At 71.3% G+C, this 22,981-nt stretch carries 24 protein-coding genes; 16 read left to right on the top strand and 8 right to left on the bottom strand.

All coding sequences use genetic code 11. From position 1 onward, the window contains the following. Positions 1 to 52: 52 nt before the first annotated feature. The 4 genes from PUT80_RS14980 to PUT80_RS14995 form a co-directional block, all read right to left on the bottom strand. Positions 53 to 1,666 carry a M4 family metallopeptidase gene (locus PUT80_RS14980; protein ID WP_134729979.1) on the bottom strand — a complete coding sequence of 538 codons (1,614 nt, stop codon included), beginning with the start codon at positions 1,664 to 1,666 and terminating at the stop codon, positions 53 to 55. Positions 1,667 to 2,327: 661 nt separating this feature from the next. Then, positions 2,328 to 2,987, bottom strand: coding sequence for an alpha/beta hydrolase family protein (locus PUT80_RS14985; protein ID WP_275292294.1), 660 nt, complete (start codon positions 2,985 to 2,987; stop codon positions 2,328 to 2,330). Continuing rightward, positions 2,984 to 3,373, bottom strand: coding sequence for a RidA family protein (locus PUT80_RS14990; RefSeq protein WP_275292295.1), 390 nt, complete (start codon positions 3,371 to 3,373; stop codon positions 2,984 to 2,986). The genes PUT80_RS14985 and PUT80_RS14990 overlap by 4 nt, the downstream gene beginning before the upstream one ends. Next, on the bottom strand, positions 3,370 to 4,818 hold the full coding sequence (locus PUT80_RS14995) for an FAD-dependent monooxygenase (protein WP_275292296.1): 1,449 nt from the start codon (positions 4,816 to 4,818) through the stop codon (positions 3,370 to 3,372). Before PUT80_RS14995 ends, PUT80_RS14990 begins: the two co-directional genes overlap by 4 nt. Positions 4,819 to 4,918: 100 nt before the next feature. Here PUT80_RS14995 and PUT80_RS15000 point away from each other — a divergent pair, with 100 nt between their 5' ends. After that, the gene (locus tag PUT80_RS15000; protein WP_275292297.1) at positions 4,919 to 5,566 is read left to right on the top strand and encodes a TetR/AcrR family transcriptional regulator; all 648 of its coding nucleotides are present in this window, start codon (positions 4,919 to 4,921) and stop codon (positions 5,564 to 5,566) included. Positions 5,567 to 5,939: 373 nt separating this feature from the next. Here the strand turns inward: PUT80_RS15000 and PUT80_RS15005 are convergent, their stop codons facing one another. Beyond that, positions 5,940 to 6,920 (bottom strand): helix-turn-helix domain-containing protein, encoded by a 981-nt coding sequence (locus tag PUT80_RS15005; RefSeq protein ID WP_275292298.1) that lies wholly within the window; start codon positions 6,918 to 6,920, stop codon positions 5,940 to 5,942. Positions 6,921 to 7,055: 135 nt separating this feature from the next. On the opposite strand from PUT80_RS15005, the gene PUT80_RS15010 reads away from it, so the two are divergent. From PUT80_RS15010 to PUT80_RS15030, 5 genes are all read left to right on the top strand, one after another. Continuing rightward, positions 7,056 to 8,006: an NADP-dependent oxidoreductase gene (locus PUT80_RS15010; RefSeq protein WP_275292327.1), complete on the top strand. Its 951-nt coding sequence runs from the start codon at positions 7,056 to 7,058 to the stop codon at positions 8,004 to 8,006. Between the two features lie 366 nt (positions 8,007 to 8,372). After that, positions 8,373 to 8,936 (top strand): class I SAM-dependent methyltransferase, encoded by a 564-nt coding sequence (locus PUT80_RS15015; protein ID WP_275292299.1) that lies wholly within the window; start codon positions 8,373 to 8,375, stop codon positions 8,934 to 8,936. Further along, a complete protein-coding gene (locus PUT80_RS15020; protein ID WP_275292300.1) occupies positions 8,933 to 9,451 on the top strand; it encodes an oxidoreductase in 519 nt (172 codons plus the stop codon). Before PUT80_RS15015 ends, PUT80_RS15020 begins: the two co-directional genes overlap by 4 nt. Positions 9,452 to 9,662: 211 nt before the next feature. Next, positions 9,663 to 10,088, top strand: coding sequence for a hypothetical protein (locus PUT80_RS15025; RefSeq protein WP_043828369.1), 426 nt, complete (start codon positions 9,663 to 9,665; stop codon positions 10,086 to 10,088). Between the two features lie 265 nt (positions 10,089 to 10,353). Next, positions 10,354 to 10,830: a hypothetical protein gene (locus PUT80_RS15030; protein ID WP_275292301.1), complete on the top strand. Its 477-nt coding sequence runs from the start codon at positions 10,354 to 10,356 to the stop codon at positions 10,828 to 10,830. A gap of 3 nt (positions 10,831 to 10,833) precedes the next feature. Here the strand turns inward: PUT80_RS15030 and PUT80_RS15035 are convergent, their stop codons facing one another. Next, complete coding sequence (locus PUT80_RS15035) at positions 10,834 to 11,235, bottom strand: nuclear transport factor 2 family protein (RefSeq protein ID WP_275292302.1); 402 nt, start codon at positions 11,233 to 11,235, stop codon at positions 10,834 to 10,836. Positions 11,236 to 11,273: 38 nt separating this feature from the next. Here PUT80_RS15035 and PUT80_RS15040 point away from each other — a divergent pair, with 38 nt between their 5' ends. Then, the gene (locus PUT80_RS15040; protein ID WP_037819648.1) at positions 11,274 to 12,164 is read left to right on the top strand and encodes an AraC family transcriptional regulator; all 891 of its coding nucleotides are present in this window, start codon (positions 11,274 to 11,276) and stop codon (positions 12,162 to 12,164) included. An 11-nt stretch (positions 12,165 to 12,175) separates the two neighbouring features. On the opposite strand, the gene PUT80_RS15045 is transcribed toward PUT80_RS15040, so the two are convergent. Then, on the bottom strand, positions 12,176 to 13,354 hold the full coding sequence (locus tag PUT80_RS15045; RefSeq protein WP_275292303.1) for an epoxide hydrolase family protein: 1,179 nt from the start codon (positions 13,352 to 13,354) through the stop codon (positions 12,176 to 12,178). Between the two features lie 113 nt (positions 13,355 to 13,467). Between PUT80_RS15045 and PUT80_RS15050 the strand changes: the two genes are divergently transcribed. Beyond that, positions 13,468 to 13,719 carry a hypothetical protein gene (locus PUT80_RS15050; protein ID WP_275292304.1) on the top strand — a complete coding sequence of 84 codons (252 nt, stop codon included), beginning with the start codon at positions 13,468 to 13,470 and terminating at the stop codon, positions 13,717 to 13,719. Positions 13,720 to 13,880: 161 nt separating this feature from the next. Here PUT80_RS15050 and PUT80_RS15055 read toward each other — a convergent pair whose 3' ends face one another. Beyond that, entirely contained in the window at positions 13,881 to 14,492 is a 612-nt protein-coding gene (locus PUT80_RS15055) for a transglycosylase SLT domain-containing protein (protein WP_275292305.1), read from the bottom strand. Between the two features lie 168 nt (positions 14,493 to 14,660). On the opposite strand from PUT80_RS15055, the gene PUT80_RS15060 reads away from it, so the two are divergent. Genes PUT80_RS15060 through PUT80_RS15095 form a run of 8 tightly spaced genes read left to right on the top strand, consistent with a single transcriptional unit; the run spans position 14,661 to position 22,973 of the window. Continuing rightward, the gene (locus tag PUT80_RS15060) at positions 14,661 to 15,668 is read left to right on the top strand and encodes an LLM class flavin-dependent oxidoreductase (protein WP_275292306.1); all 1,008 of its coding nucleotides are present in this window, start codon (positions 14,661 to 14,663) and stop codon (positions 15,666 to 15,668) included. Positions 15,669 to 15,680: 12 nt separating this feature from the next. Then, entirely contained in the window at positions 15,681 to 16,118 is a 438-nt protein-coding gene (locus PUT80_RS15065; protein WP_037819610.1) for a nuclear transport factor 2 family protein, read from the top strand. Continuing rightward, positions 16,115 to 16,936 carry an alpha/beta fold hydrolase gene (locus tag PUT80_RS15070; RefSeq protein ID WP_275292307.1) on the top strand — a complete coding sequence of 274 codons (822 nt, stop codon included), beginning with the start codon at positions 16,115 to 16,117 and terminating at the stop codon, positions 16,934 to 16,936. The genes PUT80_RS15065 and PUT80_RS15070 overlap by 4 nt, the downstream gene beginning before the upstream one ends. Continuing rightward, complete coding sequence (locus PUT80_RS15075) at positions 16,933 to 17,871, top strand: DUF1028 domain-containing protein (RefSeq protein WP_275292308.1); 939 nt, start codon at positions 16,933 to 16,935, stop codon at positions 17,869 to 17,871. The genes PUT80_RS15070 and PUT80_RS15075 overlap by 4 nt, the downstream gene beginning before the upstream one ends. Continuing rightward, positions 17,868 to 19,013, top strand: a complete 1,146-nt coding sequence (locus PUT80_RS15080; RefSeq protein ID WP_275292309.1) for a M20 family metallopeptidase — start codon at positions 17,868 to 17,870, stop codon at positions 19,011 to 19,013. Before PUT80_RS15075 ends, PUT80_RS15080 begins: the two co-directional genes overlap by 4 nt. 29 nt (positions 19,014 to 19,042) lie before the next feature. Beyond that, on the top strand, positions 19,043 to 20,107 hold the full coding sequence (locus tag PUT80_RS15085; RefSeq protein ID WP_275292310.1) for a DUF917 domain-containing protein: 1,065 nt from the start codon (positions 19,043 to 19,045) through the stop codon (positions 20,105 to 20,107). Further along, the gene (locus PUT80_RS15090; protein ID WP_275292311.1) at positions 20,104 to 21,393 is read left to right on the top strand and encodes a hydantoinase/oxoprolinase N-terminal domain-containing protein; all 1,290 of its coding nucleotides are present in this window, start codon (positions 20,104 to 20,106) and stop codon (positions 21,391 to 21,393) included. Before PUT80_RS15085 ends, PUT80_RS15090 begins: the two co-directional genes overlap by 4 nt. Then, entirely contained in the window at positions 21,390 to 22,973 is a 1,584-nt protein-coding gene (locus PUT80_RS15095; RefSeq protein WP_275292312.1) for a PucR family transcriptional regulator, read from the top strand. The genes PUT80_RS15090 and PUT80_RS15095 overlap by 4 nt, the downstream gene beginning before the upstream one ends. Positions 22,974 to 22,981: the final 8 nt, after the last annotated feature.

Below are 22,981 nucleotides of genomic sequence, written 5' to 3' on the forward strand. Positions count from 1 at the left end.
GGGCAGGCCGGGTCCCGTCGCGCGGCGGCGAGCGGGACCCGGCCGCGTCAGGTCAGCGCGTGGTGCGCGTCGTGCAGGTCGGCTCGCCGGACACCGCGGGGACGGAGACGGCGTTCCAAGCTGCCTTGGTGGCGTTGAACTCGGTGCAGCTGCCCGGGTAGAGCGCGATCGCGGCCTGGAGCGTCGCCTTGCGGGCCGCCTTGTGGTTCCACGACGAGGTCTTCTTCAGCAGGCCGTTGTAGAAGATCTTGGCGGCCTTCTGGATGCCGATCCCGGTGACGCTGCTGTTGTTGCAGGTCGGGCTGGCCGGCTTGCCGCCGCCCGGGTTCGAGCCCTCGGCGAGCAGGTAGAACCAGTGGTTCTGCGGACCGGCCGCGGCGTGCACCTCGGTGCTCGGGATCGACGACGAGTAGCAGTTCGGGTCGCCGACCTTCGACGGGTTGTACATGTAGCGGATCGGGCCCTGGCCGACCAGGTTGACGCCTTCGCCGACCTCGTAGTCGGGCCGGTCCTTCGCGTTGTTCGCGTATGCCTCGGTCATCGCGCCGAAGATGTCGCCGGTCGACTCGTTCAAGCCGCCGTTCTCGTTGCCGGAACCCGCGCCGCCCGGCGTGGTCTGGAAGATGCCGTGCCCGAACTCGTGGCCGACGACGTCCATCGACGTGGCCTGGCGCCGGTTGTCCTGAGAGTGCCCGAAGTGGGTCGAAGAGCCGTCCCAGTAAGCGTTGACGTCGTTCAGGCCGACGGACGCCGGGTAGCCGCGCCCGCTGCCGTTGATGCCGTTGCGGCCCAGCCAGTCCTTCAGCATCTTCCATTCGGTCTGGACGCTGAAAAGGGTGTCGACGCAGCCGGTCTCGAGGTTCGTCCCGGAACCGTTGCCCCAGCTGTTGTCCGGTCCACTGTAGACAGACCCGCCCTCGCGGCCGCAGCTGATGCCAGGGCGGCCCGGGTCGCGCATCGAGTACGAGCTGCCGGATCCGGTGGTGTCGATGGAGACGGTGCCGACGTAGTAGCTGTTGCCGGTGCCCGCCGCGTTCACCGCGTTCGGCCGCGCCTGGGACTTGGCCCCGGAGCTGAAGGTCTTGATGTCGTCCCGCTGGTCGAGCACCGCGCCGGTGGCGGCGTCGACGAACACGTGCAGCCTGCTCGGTGCCGTGGCCGTGCGCCCGGTGACGACGACCTCGTACGCCAGTTTCGGATTCGCCCCGGCCAGCACCACCTTTTCGGGCGTGCTCACACTGTCCACAGTGGGCAGTTGGGCGCGTGCCGTGGAAGCGGCCTTCGCGGCGTCGAGAACGGCTTGCGTCCCGACGGCGATGGGCGCGGTTTCCGCGGCGCTGGTGTCCCGGACGTTGCCGGCCCCGTCCGCGACGACGACCGCGTCCCCGCCGACGACCCGCAGGCCTTGGTAGGTGCGCTCGTAGGCGCTGTAGAAGAGCCCGGCGTCGCCCGCGGTCTGGCCGACGCGCCGGAACGCCTCCGCCGGGCCGCGGCTGAGTCCGCCGAGCCCGGAGGCGACCGCCTGGTCGGCAGCGCGAGCGGCGGCCACGTCCGGGGAAACGGGCTGGGCTGGGGAGGCCGCGCTCGCCGGGACCGACGGCAACGCGAGGGACAGGGCGAGACCGGCGGCGGCCGCCAGGCCCGTGGTGAGTCCGCGATGGGGCATCGAGGTCTTCCTTCCCTGAAGGCAGGACGATGGGTGCGGGGAGAGGGAACGCGCCCGGCTGCTCACGGTGGGTATGCGGCCGAGCACAGTCGAGTAAAGGATCGGCGCCCGGGAGCGTCAATGCTCCAAACGGACCAACGGAATGTTCCGGATTTAGCGGTCAATTCGTATATGCGTTGCCGGTGCTGGGATTTTTCGCGTTTTCGGGCCCTGGGCGACTTTCGTAGGGAATGTCCCGGGTGCCGTACGAATGTCGGAAGCGTCCGGACAGCGGAAAGGCCGGACCAGCGGGAGGTCGTTCCCCCGCGGGGACGGCGAGCGCGAGTGCGGCGCTGCCCGCCGCGGGTCGGCGAAGCATTGCTGCCAGGCGAACTCGACGCGTTCGCATGCCTCGGACCAGAGGCTGGGTTCGCGGCGGCGCGCTGCCGGACCAGAGAGCCGCCCGGCGTGGCCCGGTCGGGCTCGTTAGGGGCTGGACTTACGGCGCTGCGCTGCCGGGCCGGAGGTCCGCCTGGCTTGATCCGGACGGGCTCGTTACGGGCTGGGCTCGCGGCGGTGCGCTGCCAGGCCAGAGCGCCACCCGGCTTGATCCGGACGGGCTCGCCGATCGCGCCGTGTCGCCGCGCACCCGGCACGCCTCGGGTGCCCGGACCTCGCTGCCTCAGCGACGTCCGGAAAGGGATCCCTCCGGCCCGGTCATGGCCGCGCATACTTCGGCGGCCGCCGTCCACAGTCCTAAGTGGCCGGTCGCGACGGTCCGGCATTCCATGCCCAGCTTCCGAGCGCGGGCAGACATAACCGAGAAAGGAGAGTGCTCGCCGAAAAGAACGTAGCGGCCAGGCGGCCGCGTGGCCGAGGACGGCGGCAGGGGTTCTTCGTGGCTGGCGAGGTCGATCGGCCGCAGCCGGGACACCACGGCGGGGTCGGTGAATCCGAGCGCGTCGAGCCCGAACGGCGGAACGGCCCGGCCCGACGGGTCGTGAGACTGCGCCGCTTCGGTGAACAGCCGACGCAGAACCGGCATGAGGTCGAAGGCGGATTCGCCGGGCGAGGGAAGGAAAGCATCGAGATAGATCGCTTCGCGCACCTGCTCCGGATGCGCGTCCGCGAGCCCGGCGACGACCATCCCGCCGTAACTGTGGCCGACGAGGACGACCTGGTCTTCGAGCAGTTGCCCGACTTCGTCGAGGTGCTGCCGCAACCCGAGGCCGGTGAGCGTGGGCGCGGCGACAGTGTGCCCTTGCTCGGACAGCCGCGCCGCGATCCGGTCCCATATCCAGCCGCCGCACCACGAGCCGTGCACCAGGACGTAGTGGCTCATGGCGCGGGCACCTTCGCGACGACGTCGACCTCGACCAGCACGTCGGGGGCGAACAGCGCGGCCACTCCGACCAGGGTGCTCGCCGGAGCCGCGGGCACTCCTTCGCGCAGTGCGGCGAAGAGTCCGGAGATCAGCTCGGGGCGATAGTCCACGACGTAAACGGTTTCCTTGACGATGTCCTCGCGTCCGCAGCCGACGGCGGCGAGCGCGACGTCGAGGTTGTGCGCGATCCGCCGCATCTGGGTCGCGTGGTCGTCGCCGCAGAGGTTTCCGTGCTCGTCCCAGGCGACTTGCCCGGAAAGGAAAACGAGGTCGGCGACGCGCACGACCGGGGTGAAGGCCCCGGGGATGCGGTGCAGCCCGGGAGGCGTCAGGTACTCGGTCATCGCCGCGCCGCCGTTCCGGCCCAGGCGGTGATCGCGGCTTCCCGGAGCGCGGCGTCCGGCGGATCGGTTTCGCGGCGGACCCATGCGATGTGACCGTCCGGCCGGACGAGGAGTTCGCTGAGGTTCTCGGGTCGGGTGCCGGTCGCCGTGATCCGGTCTTTCCAGCCTTCGGCGACCTGCTCCACGCCGTCTCCGAAGTAGCCGAAAGTGCCGCCGTGCAACAGATTCGCGCCTTGCGACCCGAGCATCCGGCTGGGCACGCGGGTGCCGACGAGCGGGTCGTCGTCGGGTGCTGGATAGGACGTCGACAGGGCGGACACCAGACCGGCCAGCCGGGCGTTGACCTCGGGGATTTCGAGCAACGAATCCAGCAGTCCGCGCAGCGCGGCGACTGGGTGCTGGTAGTCGGGGACCAGGGTGAGTTCCAGCAGCAGTGTCTGGGCCTGGGTGTTGTCGGCGACCAGTTGTCCCACCGGGAAACGCTCCGCGTGGTAGGTGTCGAGCAGGCCCGGCGGTGCCCAGCCGTTGAGGTCGGCGGCGAGTTTCCAGCCGAGGTTCATCGCGTCCTGCAGGCCGGTGTTGAGGCCCTGGCCCGCCGCCGGGAAATGGATGTGCGCCGCGTGGCCCGCGAGGAAAACGCGGCCGGACCGGTAATTCTCGGCCAGCCGGGTGGCGTTGCCGAACCGCGAAAGCCAGCGCGGCTCCGCGATGCCGAAGGAGGTGCCCGTCAGCTCCACCAGGGTGGCGCGGAACTCCTCGAATGTCACGGGTTCCGTTGCCGGGACGCGCATGCGCTCCGGACTGGTGACGACGATGCGGGTCAGTCCTCCGGAAAGCGGGGCGATCAGCAGCGGAACGCGCCCGGCCGCCGCGATCGCCTCCTGGTCGACGACCGCGAAGTCGCCGAGCATCGAGCTCATCGTGCCGTCCGAGCCCGGGAATCCGATGCCCGCGGACTCCCGGACCCTGCTCCGGCCGCCGTCGCAGCCCACGAGATACGCGGCGCGAAGCCGGAAGTCCCCGTCCGGCCCGATGCCCGCGACGTCGACCCCGTCGTCGTCCTGGGCGAGCGACACGACTTCGTGTCCGTAGGAGATTTCGACGCCGAGTTCCCGTACGCGTTCTTCGAGCAGCTGCTCGGTCCGCGCCTGCTCCAGGAACAGCGTGTAGCCGTGCCGGGTGTCCAGCGCGGAGAAGTCGAGCTTCCGCGAGAGCCCGGCGAAATGCCAGCTCGGGACGGTGCGGCCCTGGGCGAGAAACCGGTCGGCGATGCCGCGCAGTTCGAGGATCTCGATGCTGCGCGGATGCAGCGTGAGCGCGCGGGACTGGCCGTGCCGCGCCTGCTGCCGTTCGAGGATCCGGACCCGCACCCCGGCCAGCGCCAGTTCCGCGCCGAGCAGCAGCCCCGTCGGGCCCGCCCCGCTGATCACGACCTCGGTGTCCACAACCGCCTCCTCTATTTTCCGAACAACGTTCATTTAAACCTGCCGCCAGTGTCCTGAGGAGGCGCGAAGCTGTCAAACACGCTGCTAGGCTGGCCACGCCATGACCGCGCACCAGCCCCGCACCCGAGGACGCCCGCCCGCCGCCGACCGGGCCCACGTCACCGCCGCCGCGCTCCGGCTGCTCGACGAAGAGGGCCTCGACGCGCTCACCATGCGGAAACTGGCCACCGCGGTCGGCGTCCAGGTGGGGACGCTTTACGGCTACTTCCCGACCAAAACGGCCTTGCTGACCGCCATGGCCGAGTCGATGCTGGACGGCTGCCGCGCCGCCGCCGACGGAATCGCCGAGCCGCGCGAACGGGTGCTGGCCCTGATGAGAAGCCTGCGCACCGCACTTCTGTCCTATCGCGACGGTGCGCGGGTGTACGCGGGCACGCACGCCGTCGGTCCGAACACCCTGGGCTTCGCCGAAGCCCTCAACGGCGCGCTGCGGGAAACCGGCCTCGACGCCGCGTCGGCGATGAAAACCGCGCTGCTGGTACTGCACTTCGCAACCGGCCACGCCCTCGAAGAACAAGCAGCAATCCAGTCCGGCCCGGACCTGCCCGCCGACATCGGCTACCTGCGCGAAGCAATCCAGGCCGGCGACTACCCGCACCTCGCCGAGGCCCAGGACCACCTGACCGGAACCGATCTGACCGACCTCTTCGAACAGGGCCTGCGCCTGCTCACCGCCGACCTGCCCTGACGGCCGGGTTTCACCGTGCGGCCAATGGCACCGGCGCGTTGCGGGCTGAGCGGTAAGCGCGCGGCGAGGTGCTCTGGCGGACGGGTTTCACCGTGCGTCCGGCGGCTTCGGCGCGCGGCGGCCTGCTCTGTCGGGCCGGGTTTTACTGTGCGGCCGATGGCACCGGCGCATCGCGGGCCAGGCGGTAAGCGAGTGGCGATCTGCTCTGGTGGGGAGGTCTCACCGTGAGGCCGACAGCTCCGGCGCGTTGCGGGCTGAGCGGCGAGCGAGCGGCGAGGTGCTCTGGCAGACCGGTTTCACCGTGCGGCCGATGGCTCCGGTGTGTTGCAGACACGGCAGTAGGCGAGTGGCGGCTCGCCCTGACGGACCGGTTTCACCGTGCGCCCAACGGTTCCGGTGCGTTATGCGCCCGTCGGTAAGCCAGCGGCGACATCCCCAGGTTCGCGTAGAAATGCTTCCGCAGCGCGACCGGATCGCCGAAACCGCAGGCAGTCGCGATTCGCGCGACCGGCAGGGCGGTCGACTCCAGCAGCAGGCGGGCGTGCGCAATCCGTTGCTGTGCAAGCCATTTCAGCGGACTGCTCCCGACCTCGCTGCGGAACCGCCGGGTGAAGGTGCGGGCACTCATGTGTGAATGCCGGGCCATGTCGTCGAGGGTGATCGGGTCGGCGAGCCGGTCCAGGGCCCACTGGCGGGTCGCCAACGTGGAGCGGTCGGTGTCGTGCGGGACCGGGTGTTCGATGAACTGTGCCTGCCCGCCCTCGCGCCACGGGGCCACCACGCATCGCCGGGCGGCGGCTGATGCGATTGCCGCGCCGTGGTCTCGGCGGACCAGGTGCAGGCATAAGTCGATACCGGCCGCTCCGCCGGCGGAGGTGAGGATGCGGCCGTTGTCGACGAACAGCACGTCTGGGTCGACTTCGACCTGGGGGAACAGCTGCGCCAGCGCGTCGCACAGTGCCCAGTGTGTGGTGGCTCGCTCGCCGTCCAGCAGGCCGGCTGCTGCGAGCAGGAACGCCGAGGTGCACAGGCTGACGATGCGGGTCCGCGGCCCGATCCGGTCCAGTGCGGCGGCGACGTCCCTGGGAAGTTCGCCGGTCGCCAGCAGGTGTGCGCCGGGTTCCTGGGTGGCGAGCACGACGGTGTCCGCGGTCTCCAGCGCCGATTCGTCGTGCTCGACAACGATCCGGTAGTCCTCGTGCGTGCGCACCGGGCGGCCGCCGAGCGAGCAGGTCGTGACCGAGTACAGCCGGGTCCCGTCCGGTTCGCAGGCCTCGTTGAACACCCGCGCCGGGATGCCCAGGTCCAGCGGCAGGACCCCGTCCAGGGCGAGAACGGCGACACGATGCGGCATGGCTGGAATAGTACGATAGGTGTCTTCCCGGCCACTCACTCCGCTCCGCGAACGCGGGCCACTCTGGTCTCGCGCCGCAGTCCCGGCGCGAGCAGAGCGAGACAAGGAATGAGCGAGAACACCATGAGCGAGCACATGCGGGCGGTCACCATCCGGGAGTTCGGCGGGCCGGAGGTGCTGACCGCCGAGCAGGTCGCGCGACCCGAGCCGCTGCCGACCGAGGTGCTGGTCCGCGTGCACGCCGCCGGGATCAACCCGGTGGACTGGAAGACCCGCGAAGGCCAGGGGATGGCGGGGATGCAGACGTTCCCGCTGGTCCTGGGCTGGGACGTCTCCGGCGTCGTCGAGGAGGTCGGCTTCGGCGTCACCACTCTCGCACCGGGCGACGAGGTCTATGCCATGCCCTGGTTCCCGCGCGCCGCGGGTGGTTACGCCGAGTACGTCACGGCCCCGGCCCGTCAGTGGGCTCGCAAGCCGGTCAGCCTTGACCACGTGCACGCGGCTGCCGTGCCGCTGGCGGCACTGACCGCGTGGCAAGCGCTGGTCGACACCGCCCACGTGCAGCCCGGACAGCGAGTCCTGATCACGGCCGCCGCCGGCGGGGTGGGCCACTTTGCGGTTCAGTTCGCGCGGCATCTCGGCGCCCACGTGCTCGCCACCGCCAGCGCTGCCCGGCACGCGTGGCTCAAGGAACTCGGTGCCGACGAGACCATCGACTACACCACGACCCGCTTCGAGGACGTCGCCACCGAGGTCGACGTGGTGATCGACCTGGTCGGCGACGCGCAGGACCAGACCAGCACCCGTTCGCTCAAGGCCTTGCGCCCCGGCGGCTTGCTGGTCGCCGTTCCCTCGGGTGTCTCGCCGGATCTGGCCGAAGCTGCCAAAGTCGCAGGTGCGCGCGTCACGCCGTTCCTCGTCGAGCCGGACGGCGCCGCGCTGACGACGATCGCGGGCCTGATCGACGCTGGTGAGGTCGCCGTCGAGGTGGAGGAGACCTTCCCGCTCGAGCAGGCAGCGGAGGCGCACGCCCGCGGTTCGGCCGGGCGTACCCGCGGCAAGCTCGTCCTCACTGTCCCGGAGTAGGGAATCCGGCGCTCGCTAGAGTTCGCGCATGGCGGTGCTGGAGATCTCCGATCTGGTGGCGGAGTGGGATCCGTCGACCGGGGAACGGCTTCCGGTCCTGCGGGCCGAGGCGGTCGCCACGCTGCGCGCGGCCGGGGACGAGCGGGCGGCCCGGATCGTGCAGCGGCTTCCGGTCGTCGGCGAGGTGCTGGACCCGGCGGCGGTGGATCGGCTGCTGATCCGGGTCCACACCGAGTTGCAGCGGCTCAACGAGGAAGTGCGCATGGCGCAGCGCTTCGCCGAACTGCTGGTGCCGATCCTCGCCGCGGTCCGGGCGCGGGGAACCCGCCCGCGGGTGGTGGACATCGGCTGCGGGCTGGGTTTCTGGTGCGCAGCCTGGCCAGTTCCGGCGTGCTCGGCCGCGACGTCGACCTGGTCGGCGTGGACTTCAACCGCGCGCTCGTGGCCGAAGCGAGCAGGTTGGCCGAGGACGAGGGGCTCCCGTGCACGTTCGTGTGCGGGGACGCTTTCTCGCTGTCGGAGGACGCCACCGTCTATCTGTCCAACGGGGTGCTGCACCATTTCCCGGCCGACGCGCTGCCGGAGTTCTTTCGCGCCCAAGACCGCGCGGGCACGGAGGCGTTCATCCACTACGACATCGCGGCGACCCGGCTGGCCCCGTTCAGCGCCTGGCTGTTCCACCGGGCCCGGATGCGGGAACCGCTGGGACGACACGACGGCGTCGCCTCCGCGCGGCGCGCTCACAGCGACGCAGCGCTGTCGGCCGCCGCGCAAGCCGCCGGGATGGAGACGTTTCTCTTTGAAGCGACCAGGTACACCAACCCGCTCTGCGCGGCGATGCGTCCGGTGGTCGGCCTCCGTCCGCAGTTGACCGGCGAAGTCCTTCGCGCGCTGGGACGCCGCGCTCGCGGGTTGGCCCCAACGAGATGACCGTGCTGGTTCCGCTCGTGCTGGGCACCCTCGCGCTCGTCGACGCCGCTCTCGCCGGTTTCCGCGCCGCGACCGGTCGCAATGCCCGGATCCGCAAGGGTCCCTACTACTTGGCAGCCTCCCGCCGGGGCCTGGCGAGCGGCGCCGCAGGCCTCGGCTTTCTGGCGGCGCTGATCGTGGCGGCTTTGGCGGCCTCAGCGGATCCCGGCGCCCGCTACGCCGAATTGGTCAAGGCGGGCACCCGGATGCTGCAGGTGCTGACCCCGTTCGCGGCGGTCGTGGTGGCTTCGCTGCTCGCGTACTGGCTGCTGCCGATGCGGGGAAGTACCTTCGTGATCCTGATCGGTCTCGGACCGTTCACGCTGGCAAGGCCGGTGGTCGTGCTCGCTGCCGTGGCGTGGTCGGTTGCGCCGTCGGACGACTGGCTCGCCTGGACGGTCGCACTCGCTGCCGCGGTCGTCGTGCTGGCTGTGGAGCCGATGGTCCATCGCCGCTGGTACCCGGATCCGGGATAGCGCCCGCCGCGTCTGTCCCACGACCCGGTGAACAAGGCTGGCGTGATCGAGTTTTCCGGCGAATAGTTCAACAGCAGCGGGAAATGCGCCGCACCGGACCGCGAAAGCTTGAGTCCTGGCAGGAAGTGCCGTCCGGCGGTGGGCGTCCTTGCGCTCCGCGAGGCGGAATCGGGATCCTGGGCTCACCGAAGCGCAGGGGAGGAGCCGGGCGATGGACGACGTGGAGCTGACGCATCGCGAATGCGTCCGGCTGCTCCGGTCACCCGAACGGGGCCGTCGCGGGATCGTTGCCATCGACGGGCTGACGCCTGCCCTGCGGGTCTGCCTTCTTCTCGACGCGGGCGACGTGCTGATCCCGACCGGGCCGGACAGCGGGCTCGTGCGCGTGGCGGCGCTGCGCCCGGTTTCGCTGGAGTTCACCGATCAGGACAAGGACGGGCGGCTGCGGTGGACCGTCCGCGGGATCGGGCTGGCCCGGCCGATGACCGGGCTGGACGTTCCGCGTCCGGTGCCGCGCAGCACCGTGCTCGCGGCGATGCCGGACGCGTTCCGCAACGGGGTCCGGGTCGTCGTGGCCCGCTACCGCGGCAACCGGCCCGCGGACGGGGTCGTGATTCCCGCGCCGCGCGTCGGCTGAGAAAGGCTCGAGTGCCTGTCTTGGTAACCGTTTGGCGACACCGTCGCTGAGCTCCATTCGGCGGGTTGTGGCCGGATACGATGGATTTGCCTGAAATCAGTTGTTCCCGCGTTTCGCCCGAGGCGAGCGACGCGGACGGCTGGGTGATCAGGAGGGGGAATGCCCGGGCAAAACCGGCGCTGCGCACCAGCAGCCGGGACGACCGGGCGGAGGCGTCATTCAGCCGCAAGGAACCATGAGTACCGCGAGAATCAATGTCAGGACCTTGACGGTCATCACGAGCTGGATCCTCATTGCCGGGGCTGTGCTGCTGGGCATGGGATTCGTCATGCTCATCACCGCGCCGCCGCACAGCGGCGCCAACATCGGCGCCGGAGGAGCCCTCCTCTTCGGCCTGGGCACGACCGGGGCGGGTCTGCTGATCGGAGCGGGGACAGCGGTGGCCGCGCTGCGGGTCCGGCTGCGCGAGGGGCGCGCTGAGGTCCCTGTGCTTGCCTGGGAGAAGCGTCTCCGGCGGTTGACCGCGGCCGCGGTCGGCCTGGTCGCGATCGGGGACCTCGTGCTGACCCGGGCAACCTTCGCCTTCAAGAATGCGCGCGCCGGAAGCGATGGCGTGGATTCTTACCCGATTTTCGTGACCGGCGTATGCATCGCCGGGTGCGGTCTCCTCTCCGGGGTCCCGCACGCGTTGTACTGGCTGTCGCGCCAGCGGACTCGCCGACATTTCGAGCGTCGCGCATAACCCTCACGCGGGCCGCATCGTGCGCATGGTGCGTTCGACCTCCCAGAAGGCGCGCACCGCAAGGATTTTCCCCGCCTCGTCGACCCGATAGACGAACACTCCTTCGGCCTCGAGCACCTGTCCGCCGTTCTCGCTGCGGACGTGGCCGGTGTAAGCGACCTCGTTCCCGCAGGCGAACGAGTCGTCGAAGAGGAACTCGATCGAGTCGTTCGGTGCGATGGCCCGGTCCCAGAACGCGGAAAGGGCGTCGCGGCCCCGGTGCCCGCTGCCGTCCGGGTCGAAATGGGAAGGGCCGACCGGGTCCTCCACCAGGGCGTCCGCGGCGAACAGCGCCAGCCAGGCCTCCTTGTCTCGCCTCCGGACGGCGGCGTGCAGGGCCTGGCTGGCGGTGCGGGCGGTGGTCATCGGGCCTCCTGGTGTTGATCGTCGCTAGCCTGGGAACCATGGTGTTCGACTCCACGCGGCTGGATCTCCAGCCGTACGCCGGGTTCGACATGGCGCGCTACGTCCGGCGCACGTATTGCAGCTGGGCGGACGCCGGCTGGGAGTCCTTGCTCGTGCAGCGGTTCGAGCACGTCCCCGTCGCCGAGGAAATGGCGTTGCCCGCCGCGGCGGATCTGCATTTGGTGTTGCCGGTCGGGCGGAGCGCGGTGATGGAGACGCGCCGGGGCGGCCGGTGGGGGCGCACTCCGTGGACGCCGGGGCGCGTCGAGCTGATGCTTCCGGATCAGCCCGCGGTGCGGCGTTACCGGGCCACGGGCGTGTTGGACAGCGTGCAGGTCCACATTCCGCGGGACACCGTCGACGCGACAGCCGCGCAGCTCGGCGGCGCCGCAGTGGACTTTGACGCGCTGGCTGCGTCGTTGACAGCGGGAGATCCGCTGGTCGAGGAGATCATCCGAGCCGTCGGCGGTGCGGGCGCGGCCGACGATCTGTACGCCGAATCCGCGGCGGCGTTCCTGACGATGCAACTGCTCACCCGGCACACGCGGCGGTCCGCCCGGGCCGCGCCGACGCGGGAGAACGCGAGGGTCCGGGCGGTCGTCGCGGCGATGCGCGAGCGGCTCGCCGAGCCGGTCACCTTGGCGGATCTCGCCGGCGAGGTTCATCTGAGCGTCTACCACCTGGTCCGGGTCTTCAAGGAAGCGACCGGGGAGACCCCGTACCGGTACCTGACCCGGTTGCGGATCGACGAGGCGAAACGGCTGCTGCGCGGCACCGAGCTGACCATCGCCCAGATCGCGGGGCGCTGCGGATTCGCTGACCCGGCCGCGCTGTCGACGGCGTTCCTGCGGCACACCGGGACGCGGCCCTCGGCGTACCGCGACTCCTGACGGGCCCGGCATCAGCGCTGGCGCCGGAACGCTTCCCGGATCTCGGACACCAGCAGCTCCGGCTGCTCCAGCCCCGGGAAGTGGCCGCCACGGTCGAGTTCGTGCCAGGAGCGCAGGTCGAGGTAGCGGCGTTCGGCCCAATGGCGCACGGCGGGCCAGGGGTCGGCCGGGAAGATCGAGCAGGCGGTCGGGACGGTCACCGGCTGCGCGTTCTCCTCTTCCGCGCTGCGGGCCACCCAGCGCATCGCCTCCCAGTACCACCGCGAGGAGGACGCGCCGGTGGCGGTCAGCCAGTACAGCGCGATGGTGTCGATCTGCTGCGAAATGCTTACGCCGCCACCGGATTCCGGCCGGGTGTCGGAGTAGGCGGCGAATTTCTCGCCCAGCCACGCGGCCAGCCCGGCGGGGGAGTCGAGCAGCGAATAGCCCAGGGTCTGCGGGCGGGTGCTCATTTGCAGCCCGAAGCCGTAGCCGTCGGCGAGGTGCCGGTTCCGCCGGTCCAGGACGCGTTGTTCGGCGGGGCTGGGCGCGAGCAGGTCGTCGGGAATGGGGGAGGCGATCGGCATCGTCAGGTGCAGGCCCGCGACGCGTTCGGGGACCAGGCGCGCGAGTTCGGTGCTCACGAACGCGCCCCAGTCGCCGCCGTGCGCGGCGAACCGCGGATAGCCGAGCACGCTCATCAACTGCGCCCACGCCCGCGCGGTACGGCCGGGATTCCAGCCCTGCTCCCGCGGCCGGTCGCTGAACCCGAACCCCGGCAGCGCCGGGATCACCAGGTGGAAGGCGTCGCGCGCGGAACCGCCGTGCGCGACCGGATCGGTCAGCGGGCCGATGACGTTCTCGAACTCGAGAACCGAACCGGGCCAGCCGTGCGTCAGCACCAGCGGAAGCGCGTCCGGCTCGGCGGAACGGACGTGCCAGAACGCGATCCCCAAGCCGTCCAGGACGACGCGGTAGTGCGGGATGGCGTTCCACCGCTCCTGCAGCGCGGACCAATCGTGCTCGCGCCAAGCGGTCAGCAGGGTCGACAGCTGCGCCAGCTGGATTCCCTGGGACGCGTCCGGCACGGTCTCGTGTTCGGGAAGCCGGACCCGGTCCAGCCTGGTCCGCAGATCGGCGAGGTCCGCGTCGTCGACGTCGATGGCGAAGCGTTCGGGGGAGGGGGTCTCGCCTGCAGAAATGTCAGCCACGCAAGGAACCGTAGGGCTGGGCCGGGCGCTGCCTCAATGTTCGGGATTGCGGTGTGCGAGTCAATTATTGCGGTGCGGAGTCCACAGAGGAGGCCCGCTCTAAGCTCGCTCCCGTGGACACGGGTGACTACCGGGCCGCGGTGACCGGGATCCTCGGCTCCGCGTCGCACGAAACTTCCGCCAGGCTCGAGCGGTTCTGGGCTGCGGCGCGCGGAGCCCGACGTTCCGCTGCGGCCGGGAGGGTGACGCGCGACGATCTCGAAGCCGCGGTCGCCGACGCGGTGACGGAGTGGATCACGCCGCTCATCCCGGCTGGGGCACCCGAGGGCTTCTGGCGCATCGAGGCCCCGGGCGGCTGCGGGTGAGCGCGGAAATGCCGGGAGCCGTATGTGTCCGAAGAGGACACTGGCCGGTTCGCGGTCGACGGATACGGCCGGACGCTCGGCACCTCCGGAGTGCGGGCGAGGATCGGCGCCGGGTACCGGTCGGGTCGGCTTGATCGCGGCGTTCGGGGGCCGGAACCCGTTCACGGCTCGCCGAGCGCCTTGCCCGCCTTGGCCCAGTTCCCGCGCAGAGTGTCCAAATAGGACTGTGCCTGCGCACCCGGTTTGGTCCCGCGGGCGAAGCTCTTCATCGCGCCCGGTCCCGCGTTGTAGCCGAGCGCGAGCAGTTCGTCGGAGGTGATCGAGCCGGACCGGTGCGCGGGCAGTTGCGCGGCCAGGTCGTGCAGGTACCAGGATTCGGCCTGGATCGCCAGGTCCGGGTCGTCCGGCAGTTGGTCCCACGAGCGTCCGGCGAACGCGCGGCCCTTCTTCGTCGCGTCGAAGGTCGCTTCGTGCATGTTCGCGACCCCGAACGCGGCTCCCGGCTTGAGCCGCTGCCAGGCGCGTTCGAGAGCCGGATCGTGCGGTTTGTACGACTCGTTGAAGAGAATCGCCATGACCAGCCGAGGGGACACCCCCGCCTCTTGAGCGCGGGTCCGGACCATGGGGGCGAACCGTGCCGGGTCGTAGCTCCCGCTGAGCGCGGAGGTGGTCGGAGTCGCCGGGGTCTTGGGTTCCGGCTGGCTGGCGGGACCGGTGCAGGCGGCGAGACACAGTCCCAGCATTGCCGCTGCCAGCCAACGCCACTCGCGCATCGTCCCGCCTTCCCTCTGCCTCCACCATGGCACAAACGGCCGCCGGTCGTGCACGGTGCACTGTCGTGTTCCGCCTGTTTCGTCGCTGTGCCCGAAGCGCCGGACCGGGTGCGGTTCCTAACGTCGAGCCCAACGTGGTGAACCAGCCCGCACGACAGGAGCCCGCCGATGACCCACCCGTCCCGCAGCCGGCTGGGAGTGCTGCTCGGCAGCACCACTCCGCCGGAACAGATCGGCGCACAGGCCGCGGCCGCGGAAGCCGCCGGTTTCGGGGAATTGTGGCTGCCCGAGGACTACTTCTTCCTCGGCGGCATCGCGGGCGCCGCGCTCGCGCTCGGAGCGACGTCCCGGGTCCCGGTCGGCATCGGGGTCGTGTCGTCGGTCGTCCGGCATCCGGCGTTGCTGGCCATGGAAATCAGCACGCTGGCCCGCGCTTATCCGGGCCGGCTGATGCCTGGGATCGGGCACGGCGTCCCCGCCTGGACCGCGCAAATGGGCTTGACTCAGCGGTCGCCGATGAGCGCCCTGCGCGAAACCCTCACCGCCGTCCGCGGGCTGTTGGGCGGCGAGACGATCGACGAGGAGGGCCGGTTCGCCGCCTTCCGCCAGGTCGCGATCACCCACCCGGTCGCCGAGCCGGTGCCGCTGTTCACCGGGGTGCTCGGGGACAAGGGGCTCGAGCTGACCGGCCGGATGGCGGACGGTCTGCTCGTCAGCGCGCTCGCACCGGTCGAATACGTACGGAGCGCGCGGCGCAAGCTGGACGAAGCCGCGCGCGCCGCCGGGCGGGACGAGCGCATCACGATCACCGTCCTCGCCGCGGCCAACGTCACGCGGGATCCGGGGCAGGCAGCCGCCACGAGGGAAGCGCTCAAAGCGGTTCTGGCCTTTTACCTCGCCGCGACTGGCCCTGGTCCGCTGTTCGGCGCGGTCGGCGCCAACGAGCAGTTGGCGAACATGCTCTCGCGGGGCGGTCCCGAGGTGGTCGCCGCGGAGATGCCGGACGAGTGGCTCGACGTCTTCGGCGTCGTGGGCGGGCAGGACACCGCGCGGGTCCGCCTCAAGGAATACCTCGACGCGGGCGCGGACAACGTCGCCATCGCGACCGTCGTCGCCGGCGGCGCGGAAGAAACTCTCGCCGCGGTCGGAGAACTGACCGGCGAATTCACCCACTGAAAGGGCACGACCATGAGCACTGATCTCGAGCGGATCCTCGAAGTGCACCAAGGCTGGTACGAGGCGAACATCGGCCTCGTCGCCGACCGGATGCTGCAGTACTTCCCCGAGGGCGACGGCTACCACCAGTTCAACCTCAACGGCCACACCTACCACGGCGTGCTGGACAAGCACCGGCTGTGGGTCAACGCCGCGAAGATCGGGCTGAGCATCACCGCGATCAAGGACACCGTCGGCCCGGACGTCCAGGTCTTCGGGGACGTCGCGCTGCTCACCGCCGAAGGAACCGCCGACGTGCTGGCGCCCGGCCAGCAGGACGCGGTCCCGACCCCGTTCCGCACCACCGAGTTCTTCCGCCGCGACGACGGCAAGGGCGGCCCGGACTGGCGGATCTGGCACATGCACGTCAGCGTCCAGGACCCGCAGATGCCCAAGCACGGCACGGAATGAGCAGGGGTTTGGACCGCGTCAGCGTCGAGGGCCCGGCCGGGAAGCTGTCAGTGCTGCGCACGGCGGACGACCGGCCCGGCGTCCCGCTCGTGCTCCTGCATCCGATCAACTCCGCGGCAGTGGTCTGGGAGGACGTCGCCGCCCGGCTCGACCGGCCGGTCGTGGCGCCGGACCTGCGCGGGCACGGGAACTCCGGGCAGACCGGCCCGTTCACCGTCGAAGACGGCTACGTGCCGGATGTTCTGGCGGTCCTCGACGCGCTCGGGCTGGACCAGGCGCATCTGGCCGGCGGGTCCCTGGGCGGCACGATCAGCGTCGCGCTGGCCGCGCTGCATCCCCGGCGGGTGCGCAGCGTCGCCGCGTTCGGTTCGACGCTGGGCACCGGTGTTCCGGACGAGGCGATCGCCGCGATGGTGCGCGAACTCGAGGCCGCCGGGACCGCCGGGTACTTCGCCGGTCAGGTGCCGGAGATAGTGGGCCGGAAGCACCGGGATTCCGCGCGGGTCCGGGAGGTGATGGCGGAAGCGGTCGGCGCCCGGCCGACGACGGTGGTCGCGGAGATCCTTTACGGAGCGTTCGGCGCGGACATCCGGCACCTGGCGGGAAAGGTTGCCACGTCGGGGATTCCGGTGCTGGCAGTGGCCGGAACCGAGGATCCGACGTGCCCGCCCGCGATGTCGCGCGAACTCGCCGAAGCCACCGGCGGCACCGCAGTGGAGCTGGACGGAACGGGTCACCTGCCGATGCTCGAGGAAACCGGCCAGGTTGCCGGCCTCCTCTGGAACCACCTCGCGCGGGCGGAGGAAGGAAGGCCGTGACGTACTCGATCGTCGCGCGCGATCCGGTCACCGGCTGCCTGGGGGTCGGCGCCCAGACCCATTTCTTCGGCGTCGGCACGTTGCTGCCGTGGGCCGAGGCGGGCGTCGGCGCGGTAGCGACCCAGGCGTTCGTCAACGTCGACTACGGACCTCGCGGCCTGGAGCTGTTGCGGGCAGGCGTACCCGCACCGTCTACTGTGGACTTGCTGGTGGCCGAGGACCCGGATTCTGCTTATCGCCAGCTGGGAATCGTCGACGCACGGGGGTCGGTGGGCACGCACACCGGCGGCTCGTGCGCGCCGCACGCCGGTTCCGCGCGCGGGCATCAGGTGACGGTGCAAGGGAACATGCTGGCTGCCCCGGACGTGTGCCAGGCCGCGCTGTCCGCCTTCGAGACCGCGGGCGGCGACCTCGCCGACCGTATCCTCGCCGGGCTCCAAGCCGCGGACGGTGCCGGGGGAGACGTGCGTGGCGCCCAGTCGGCGGCACTGCTGGTCGTCTCCGGCCGACGGAGTCCGACGCCGTGGAACGAGGTGGTGGTCGATCTGCGGGTCGACGACCATCCGGATCCGCTCGCCGAACTGTCCCGGCTCCTCCCGCGCTCGCGGGCCTTCGGCGCGGTCGGCGGGGTGATGTTCGCGCGCGGCTTGACGCTCGGGCCGTTCGAGGGTGTCACGCCGGACGAGTTGGACGCGCGGCTGAACGATCTCGCGTCGGCGGCGGAGGTGATCGGGCCGGACAACCGCGAGGCCGACTTCTGGCGCGCGGTCCTGCTCGCCCGCGCCGGCCGGCCTCGGGAGGCCGCCGACCTCTTCGCGGAGGTGGCGGCGTTCCGTCCTGCGTTGGCCGGATTCGCGAAAGGGCTTGCGCCGCTGGGTTTTCTCGACGCCGAAGCCCTTGCCGCGTTGACTGCACACCTTGAGGAGTCTTCATGAACGCCGCTGCCGCCGTCCAAGCTACGAGGGTGACCGACCTGGCGGCGGACTTGATCCGGTGCGACACACAAAACCCGCCCGGCGGGGAACGGCCGGTGGTCGAGCCGCTGTATCAGGTCTTGGCGGAGCTGGGTGCCGAGGTCGAGGTTTTCGAGCCCGAACCGGGCCGTCCGTCGATCCTGGGCCGCATCGGGTCCGGCGACGGGCCGACGCTGCTGGTCAACGGGCACGTGGACGTCGTGCCAGTGTCCGAAGAGGACTGGACGGTGCCGCCATTCGGCGGGCTGGTCCGGGACGGGCTGCTCTACGGTCGCGGCGCCTGCGACATGAAGGGCGGGATCGCCGCGGCGCTCGAAGGGATGCGCGCCTGCCGTGACGCCGGAATCTTGCCGCCCGCGAACATCGTCTTCCATCTCGTGGCGGACGAGGAGACCGGCGGCCGGGCCGGGACCGAGGCGCTGGTCGCCGCCGGGCTGGTGCACGCCGACGCGGCCGTCGTGCCCGAGCCCAGCGAACTGCGGGTCGGGGTGGCCGAGCGCGGCTCGCTGATGGTGGAGATCGTGGTGCGCGGGCGGGCCGGGCACGGCAGTGATCCGGCCGCCGGGCACTCCGCCGTCGCCGACGCCGCACGGATCGTCTCGGCGCTCCACCTCGCCGACTTCGGCGATAAAGCGCATCCGCTCCTGGGCGCCCCGACCGCGAACGCGGGAACCATCGCGGGCGGCACCGCCGTCAACATCGTGGCCGCCGAATGCCGGCTGCGGATCGACCGGCGCGTACTGCCCGGCCAGACGCGGGACGAGGCGCTGGCCACCGTCACCGGACTGATCGACGCGGCGGGCAAGTTCGACTACGACGCGGACGTCCTCGCCTTCGCCGAGGGCTCCGAACTGGACCCGGAGCACCCGTTCGTGACCGAGGTCCGGGAGGCGGCGGACGACGTACCGGTCCGCGGGCTGAAACTCGGCACGGACGCGCGGTTCCTGCGCAATCAGCTCGGCATCCCGACGGTCGTGTACGGGCCCGGGTCGATGACGGTCGCGCACACCGCCGACGAGTACGTGCCGGTCGCCGAGCTGACCGCCGCCGCCCGCGCGTTCGCTCGGCTGTATGCCGGTTTCCGGGGTGTCGCCACCGCCTGAGCAGCCACGACGCCGGTTAAGGTTTGCGCATGGAGCACGTCGCCGAGTCCGCGATCGACGACGTGGTGCGCGGTGCCGGGCACTTCGGGAGCGGAGGCGGCGGCGACCCGTACCTGGCGCAGCAGCTCCTGCTCGCGGCCCTCCGGCGGCACGGACCGATCCCGCTCGTCACGGCGGGCGAACTGGACCCGGACGCGCTCGTCCTCCCCGTGGTGTCCGGCGGAACCCCGCACACGCTCGTCGAGAAGGCGCACAGCACCGTCGAGGCGGAGACTCTCCGGAAGGCGGTGGAAGCGCGGGCCGGGCGCGAGTGCGCGGCGGTCCTGCCGATCCAGCTCGGCAGCGTGAACGTGGCCGTTCCGCTCGCGGTCGCGGCCGAACTCGGGCTGCCGTGCCTCGACCTCGACCTGATGCGCCGCACGCTGCCCTCGATCGACCTGACGCTGCTGCGGCTGGCCGGGTTTTCCGCCTCGCCGATCACCGTCGTCGGAGGCTCCGGCATCGTCGCCGAGTTCAGCCAAGGCACCGACGCCGTGCTCGGCGAGCTGGTGCGGGCCGTGCTGCCGCCGCTGGGTCTCGTGGCGCTGATCAGCGCGTATCGGGTGACCGCCGGGGACTGTGCGCGGCTCGGCGCGGCCGGGTCGATCAGCGAATGCGCCCGGATCGGGGCAGCGCTCGCCGAAGACGGACACGACCCGTACCTGCGTGCCTGCGGCGGACGCCTGGTGTGTACCGGAACCGTCGCGGAGGTCCTGCAGCATTCCTCGGACGGCTGGCCGCGCGGCGTGGTTTCCCTCGACACCCCAGACGGTTTCGTGCGGATCGACTTCCAGAACGAGAACCTGATCGTCAGCCGGGAAGGCACGGTGCTGGCCACGGCCCCGGACCTGATCGGCGTCGCGGACGCGGACACGGGCGCGTTGACGCAGACCGTCGACCTCGCCGCCGGCCAGGAAGTGCACGTGATCGCCAGCCCGGTCGACGAGCGGTGGCACACGCCCGAAGGACACGCGGCGGCCGGGCCGCGCGCGTTCGGGTACGCCGTCGATCCAGTGCGGTTCGACGGTTCGCCGCCTCTGGCTGGTGTCCGATGAGCCGGTTGCGAGTGGGCCTCGACGCCGTCGCCGCCCGAGCCGTGGCACTGGACACGGCGAACCGAATCGTGGCGTCCCACCGGGGGGTTCCCGGCACCGATTCGCCGTCGAGACTGCTCGGCGCGCTGCTCGCGGAGGTCGATGCCGAAGCGGTCGATCGGGTCGTGGCGATCCTGCCGGAGCCCGTGCCTGCCGAGGCGGGATCTCCGGTCGGGGTGCTGCGCATCGGCGGTGCGACCGCGCTTCCGCCGCTTGTGGGCTGGCCGGTCGAGCTGTCCAGTGCGCTCGCCGGACCCGTCGCGATGGTGCGGGGCGGGCACGAATACGACGGCACGGCGTCCGCGCCGCTGGACCTCGCCGCGGTGGCCGAATTCGCCCGCCGGTGCGCCGGAACCGTCCGCGCGGTCGCGGTCGCCGGAGTCCACGGGCTGGAGAATCCCGACCACGAACAGCAGGCCGCGGCCGTCCTCGCCGACGTGCTCGGGCCGGACGTCCCGGTGCGCAAAGGCAGCGAGACCGAGGCGATCGGGCTGCTGGAGCGGGAGAACACCGCCGTGCTCGACGCCGCTCTGGCCGAATTCGCCCGCGCCCGGATCGACGAACTGGGCGCCGCGGTTCGGAAGCACAATCCCGATGCGGAGCTGTATGTGGTTCGCGGGGACGGAACCGTGCTGCCCGAACTCGCCGCGCAGCGCCATGCCACGGCTTGTCTCGGGGCAGCCCAGGCGGCGTTGCTGCACGGTGCCGCCCGGCTGGCCGGAGTGTCCGCGGCGGTGGTGGTGGAAGCGACCGGCAACCAGGCTGTGGTCGGGACGACGCGGGGTGGGTTGCTGCCTGAATCGGGCGCGCACCGGGAATTCGGCGGCGTCCGGATCGGCTCGCGTCTTCCGCGGTTGACCGTGGTGGATCGCTCGATGTCCGTCGCCGCAGCGGTCGCCCGCGCGCGGTACGGCTACGACGATCTCCCGGTCGTGCTCGTCGGAGACCGGTCCCAGCCCGACGCGATTCGGCCGCCGCACGGCGATCTCGCAGCCGCCGTGGGAGCGGCGACCGCGGAAGCGGCGGGCTCGGTCGACCGGATCTTCTGGCAGGGCGCCGGCGGACGGGAAGATTCGGCGGCCCGCGCCCGGCAACTGGCCCGGGACGCCGCGGTCCGGGCCGGCGCCGATCCCCGCACCCTGCGGGAAACCCCGGTGAAGGAGGCGCTGATGACCTACGTTCCGGTGCCGGCCGCGCGCCTCCAGGCGACCGCGGTGGGGCCGATCCTGGAACCGGCGGCGCCATGACGGTCACCCTCGCCCAGCTGCTGGACCTCGACCTGATCGAGCACTACGAGGTGCTCGCGGGCGAGACCGGGCTGAAGCGGCCCGTCGGGGCGGTCGTCGCGGGATCCGCGGTGCACGAGATTTCCGAACTCGCCCCGCGCAGCGTCGTGGTGTTCGGCCGTGAACAGCTGGTCCTCGACGATCTCGCGGCGGACCTCGCGATCCGGCTGGCGGGCAGCGCGGGCCTGTCCGGGATCATCGCGGCCCGCCCGCACCGGCCGGTGCCCTTCGCCACCCGCAGGCTCGCCGACCGGCTGGCGCTGCCGCTCATCGGCGTCGAGGACAGCACTCCGACCGGGGTGATCACGGCGTTCGACCCTTACGTCAGCGCCCCGGAGATCGCGGGCCTGCGGGTGCTCGGCGACGCGTCCCGCCGCTTCCAGCGTCCGCCCGCCGACGCGAACGCGCTCACCTCGCAGCTCTCGGCGACGCTCGGCGAACCGGTAGCGCTCGTCGACGCAGAGGCCCGTTTCGTGGCCGGTGATCCGGAGGTGCACGCGCTGCTCGGCAGGTGTGCTGATCCCGCCTTGCTGGCCGATTCGCGGCCGGTCGCCCTGACTGTCGGGGCGGACGGCGAACTGATGCTGCACCCGGTCCAGGTCGTCACGACCGGTCCCGCGGTCTACTGGATCGCGGTGCGGCGGCCCCGGTTCGCGGCCGGCGTGCTGCTCGAACCGGTCCGGCGCGCGATCGCGATCGCCGCGCTGTCGTTCGCGGTGCACGTCGCCGGAGAGGCGGTCCGCGACGAACGCGAACACCGGCGCCGTTCGCTCCTGCTCAGCGAAATCCTCGAACAGCCCGGCGAACCGGGACGCCGCACCGTCGAACGGGCCACCGCACTCGGCTGGCGGCTCGCCGGACGGCATACCGCGGTCCAGGTGCAGGCGGCAGCCGCCCCGCCCGCGCTCCGGATGTCCGCGCTGGGTACGGAATTGGAAGCACAACTGGCCGAACACGGCGTCGCCGCGAGGCTTGTCGAACGCGCCGAAGGATGGCTGTTCTGGCTGACTTCCGACGCGCAAGCCGAGGATCCCGGCCCGTTGCTGGACCGGCTTGCCAGGACACTCGCGGCCGTCGAAGCGGAGCATCCCGGCCTGCGGCTGTGCGCCGGAGTAGGCCGCGCCCACACCGGTGCCGCGGGCATCGGCCGCTCTGCCGAACAGGCCCGCCGCGCGGCGTTGCTCGCCCACACCGCACACCGCCGGGCGGTCGTCGAGCACATCGACGCGGGCAACGCCCGAAAGCTGATCGCGGGTTGGTACGGCTCCGCACCTTTGCGTGGCGCGGCGGCCGACCTGCTCGCTCCGCTGGAGGAGGCGGATCCCTCCGGTGGTTTGGTTCGGACTTTGCGGTGTTATCTGGATTTCCAGTCTTCGGCGAAGGCGGCGGGGGAGGCGCTGGGGGTGCATCGGAATACGGTGATGCAGCGGATGGAGCGGATTGCCGAGTTGCTGCCTGTGGATCTGGGCGATCCGGATGACCGGTTGGCGGTGCATCTGGCGACGCGGGCGGCCGGGGTGGATTGGGACGAGCCCGGCTGACGTCGCGC

It is taken from the genome of Amycolatopsis sp. La24 (assembly GCF_029087445.1).
Classification (GTDB): Bacteria; Actinomycetota; Actinomycetes; order Mycobacteriales; family Pseudonocardiaceae; genus Amycolatopsis; species Amycolatopsis nivea.

Bases quoted from the DNA above. Each gene is read 5' to 3' on its own strand.
- PUT80_RS15090 (WP_275292311.1), top strand. From the start codon at position 20,104: ATGAGCCGGTTGCGAGTGGGCCTCGACGCCGTCGCCGCCCGAGCCGTG.
- PUT80_RS15025 (WP_043828369.1), top strand. From the start codon at position 9,663: ATGGACGACGTGGAGCTGACGCATCGCGAATGCGTCCGGCTGCTCCGG.
- PUT80_RS15040 (WP_037819648.1), top strand. From the start codon at position 11,274: ATGGTGTTCGACTCCACGCGGCTGGATCTCCAGCCGTACGCCGGGTTC.
- PUT80_RS15085 (WP_275292310.1), top strand. From the start codon at position 19,043: ATGGAGCACGTCGCCGAGTCCGCGATCGACGACGTGGTGCGCGGTGCC.
- PUT80_RS15065 (WP_037819610.1), top strand. From the start codon at position 15,681: ATGAGCACTGATCTCGAGCGGATCCTCGAAGTGCACCAAGGCTGGTAC.
- PUT80_RS15010 (WP_275292327.1), top strand. From the start codon at position 7,056: ATGCGGGCGGTCACCATCCGGGAGTTCGGCGGGCCGGAGGTGCTGACC.
- PUT80_RS14985 (WP_275292294.1), bottom strand. From the start codon at position 2,987: ATGAGCCACTACGTCCTGGTGCACGGCTCGTGGTGCGGCGGCTGGATA.
- PUT80_RS14990 (WP_275292295.1), bottom strand. From the start codon at position 3,373: ATGACCGAGTACCTGACGCCTCCCGGGCTGCACCGCATCCCCGGGGCC.
- PUT80_RS14980 (WP_134729979.1), bottom strand. From the start codon at position 1,666: ATGCCCCATCGCGGACTCACCACGGGCCTGGCGGCCGCCGCCGGTCTC.
- PUT80_RS15095 (WP_275292312.1), top strand. From the start codon at position 21,390: ATGACGGTCACCCTCGCCCAGCTGCTGGACCTCGACCTGATCGAGCAC.
- PUT80_RS15055 (WP_275292305.1), bottom strand. From the start codon at position 14,492: ATGCGCGAGTGGCGTTGGCTGGCAGCGGCAATGCTGGGACTGTGTCTC.
- PUT80_RS15020 (WP_275292300.1), top strand. From the start codon at position 8,933: ATGACCGTGCTGGTTCCGCTCGTGCTGGGCACCCTCGCGCTCGTCGAC.
- PUT80_RS15060 (WP_275292306.1), top strand. From the start codon at position 14,661: ATGACCCACCCGTCCCGCAGCCGGCTGGGAGTGCTGCTCGGCAGCACC.
- PUT80_RS15005 (WP_275292298.1), bottom strand. From the start codon at position 6,920: ATGCCGCATCGTGTCGCCGTTCTCGCCCTGGACGGGGTCCTGCCGCTG.
- PUT80_RS15080 (WP_275292309.1), top strand. From the start codon at position 17,868: ATGAACGCCGCTGCCGCCGTCCAAGCTACGAGGGTGACCGACCTGGCG.
- PUT80_RS15000 (WP_275292297.1), top strand. From the start codon at position 4,919: ATGACCGCGCACCAGCCCCGCACCCGAGGACGCCCGCCCGCCGCCGAC.
- PUT80_RS15035 (WP_275292302.1), bottom strand. From the start codon at position 11,235: ATGACCACCGCCCGCACCGCCAGCCAGGCCCTGCACGCCGCCGTCCGG.
- PUT80_RS15070 (WP_275292307.1), top strand. From the start codon at position 16,115: ATGAGCAGGGGTTTGGACCGCGTCAGCGTCGAGGGCCCGGCCGGGAAG.